The organism is Streptomyces synnematoformans, from assembly GCF_039531005.1.
In the GTDB taxonomy this organism is placed as follows: Bacteria; Actinomycetota; Actinomycetes; order Streptomycetales; family Streptomycetaceae; genus Streptomyces; species Streptomyces synnematoformans.
The window spans coordinates 1-1,996 of the sequence record NZ_BAAAPF010000592.1; the positions used below are offsets into that span (position 1 = coordinate 1).

Annotated in this window: 2 protein-coding genes; one reads left to right on the forward strand and one right to left on the reverse strand. The window is 76.9% G+C overall.

Going from position 1 to position 1,996, the window contains the following annotated elements:
* Window positions 1–1,003, reverse strand: a 1,003-nt coding sequence (locus ABD317_RS36325) for an NsdA family TPR-like regulatory protein (RefSeq protein WP_486389032.1), incomplete at its 3' end; no start/stop codon positions are given.
* A 192-nt stretch (window positions 1,004–1,195) separates the two neighbouring features.
* On the opposite strand from ABD317_RS36325, the gene ABD317_RS36330 reads away from it, so the two are divergent.
* Window positions 1,196–1,888 (forward strand): bifunctional DNA primase/polymerase, encoded by a 693-nt coding sequence (locus ABD317_RS36330; RefSeq protein WP_344296226.1) that lies wholly within the window; start codon window positions 1,196–1,198, stop codon window positions 1,886–1,888.
* Window positions 1,889–1,996 lie beyond the last annotated feature (108 nt).

Consider the following 1,996-nt stretch of genomic DNA (forward strand, 5'->3'; position numbering starts at 1 on the left):
CCGCCTGCTCCAGCGCCGCCCTCGCCCGCGCCGCCGACTCCCGGAACGCCGCCTCGTCGCCGAGCCCCGCCGCACCGCGCGCCTCCGCCGCGCTGTACAGCGCCTCCGCGCGCGGCGGCACCCGGTCGCGGGTGCCCTCGCGGGCGGTGCGGGCCAGCTGGACGACCTCGCGGTGGTTGCCGAGCGCGGCGGCCAGCCGGCTCATGCCGGCGGCCAGGACGTAGCCGCCGAAGGGGCGGTCGCCGGCCGCGTCGGCGAGGCGCAGCGCCTGGACGTAGTAGCGCTGCGCGACGCCCGGCAGGCACGCGTCGACGGCCATGCCGCCGGCCAGCTCGGTCATCCGGGCGGCGGCGGCGAGGAGTTCGCGGCCGATCGCGTCGTCGTAGCGGCCGGCGAGCAGGCCGGAGACCACGGAGTTGAGGTAGTGCACGGTCACCGGCCGGTAGTGCCCGCTGCCGTGCCGCCGGTCGAGGGCGGCCAGGGTGGCGGTGGTGTCCCGTACGGCGGCCACGTCGGTACGGGTCACGGGCCGGCCCGCGGTGCGGGCCAGCGGCGGGCCCGGGGCGCTGATCAGCCAGTCGCGGCTGGGCTCGACGAGCGCGGAGGCCACCGGGGTGGCGCGGGTCAGCACCTCGCGCCGGCCCACGTCGGCGCGCCACAGCTCGCAGACCTGCTCCACGGCGGCGGTGACGGTCGGGGCGTAGACGAGACCCAGCGCGGTGCCGGAGTGCCGGGAGTCGGCCATGCCGACCTCGTCGAGGGTGACCGCGCGGCCGAGCTTCCGGCCCAGCGCCTCGGCGATCATCGCGGGCGCCTGGCCGCGGGGGCGCTGGCCGCGCAGCCAGCGGGCCACGGAGGTCTTGTCGTAGCGCAGGTCGAGGCCGTGTTCGCGGCCGCACATGTTGACGCGGCGGGCCAGCCCCGCGTTGGAGCAGCCGGCCTCTTCGATCACCACCTGAAGTCGTACGTTCGGCGTGCGTGCCTCGATTGGCCTGGCGGCCATGGGTAGTCCTCCCTCAGGGGGCCGTGCTCGGCCGGTTCCTGCCGGAACCGCCAGCACGATCATTTCCCGCGAAATAAGCGGAAAACGCCGCGCCCCTCCCCGCGCATCCGTGCGCCCCGCTGCCGTAACGTTGCTGCGGCCGAAGCTCCGGACGGCCCGTAACCCCTGCTCACGGCTGGAGTTGAGCCGTGCGTGAACGAGACCGTGGGAGCAGAGGCGACGTACGTGCCCCGGCAGCCGGCGCCGCCTGAGCAGAGCGAAGAAGTGCTGTCCGCAGCCCTGCGGTACGCGGAGGAGCGGCACTGGGAGGTCGTGCCGGGCACCTGGCTGGAGACCGACGAGACCGGCGCACCGCGGTGCTCCTGCGGCGACGCGGAGTGCCACGCGCCGGGCGCACACCCCGCGCGGCGCGACTGGAAGGCAGCCGCAACGGCCAGCGCCACCACCCTGCGCCGCCTGTGGGCGAAGCACCCGCGGGCCGCCGTACTGCTGCCCACCGGGCGGGCGTTCGACGTGGTCGACGTCGCGGAGGGCGCCGGCTGCCTGGCGCTGGCCCGGCTGGAGCGGGAGGGCAGGCGGCCGGGGCCGGTGGCGGCGACGCCGGACCGGCGGATGTACTTCTTCGTACTGCCGGGCGCCACGGCGAAGGTGATCGACCGGCTGCACGCCCTGGGCTACGCCTCGTCGGCGTCCCTGGACCTGGCGGTGCGCGGCGAGGGCGACTGGGCGGCGGCACCGCCGACGCGGTTCGGGCTGAGCGGTTCCGCGCAGTGGGTGCGGCGGCCGACGGTGTCCTACGCGTGGCTGCCGGACGTGGACGACCTGATCGGCACGCTGGCGTACGCGTGCGGCCGGGAACGGCTCACCGCCCGGCGGCGGGTGTAGGGCCGACGCTGCGCCGCGGGCACCGCGGGCCGTGCGCCGGCGAACTCCGCCGCCCCACCGGGCGCGCACGCCGGGCGGCGCGGGCCGCAGCTTCACTGAGGGCTTGAC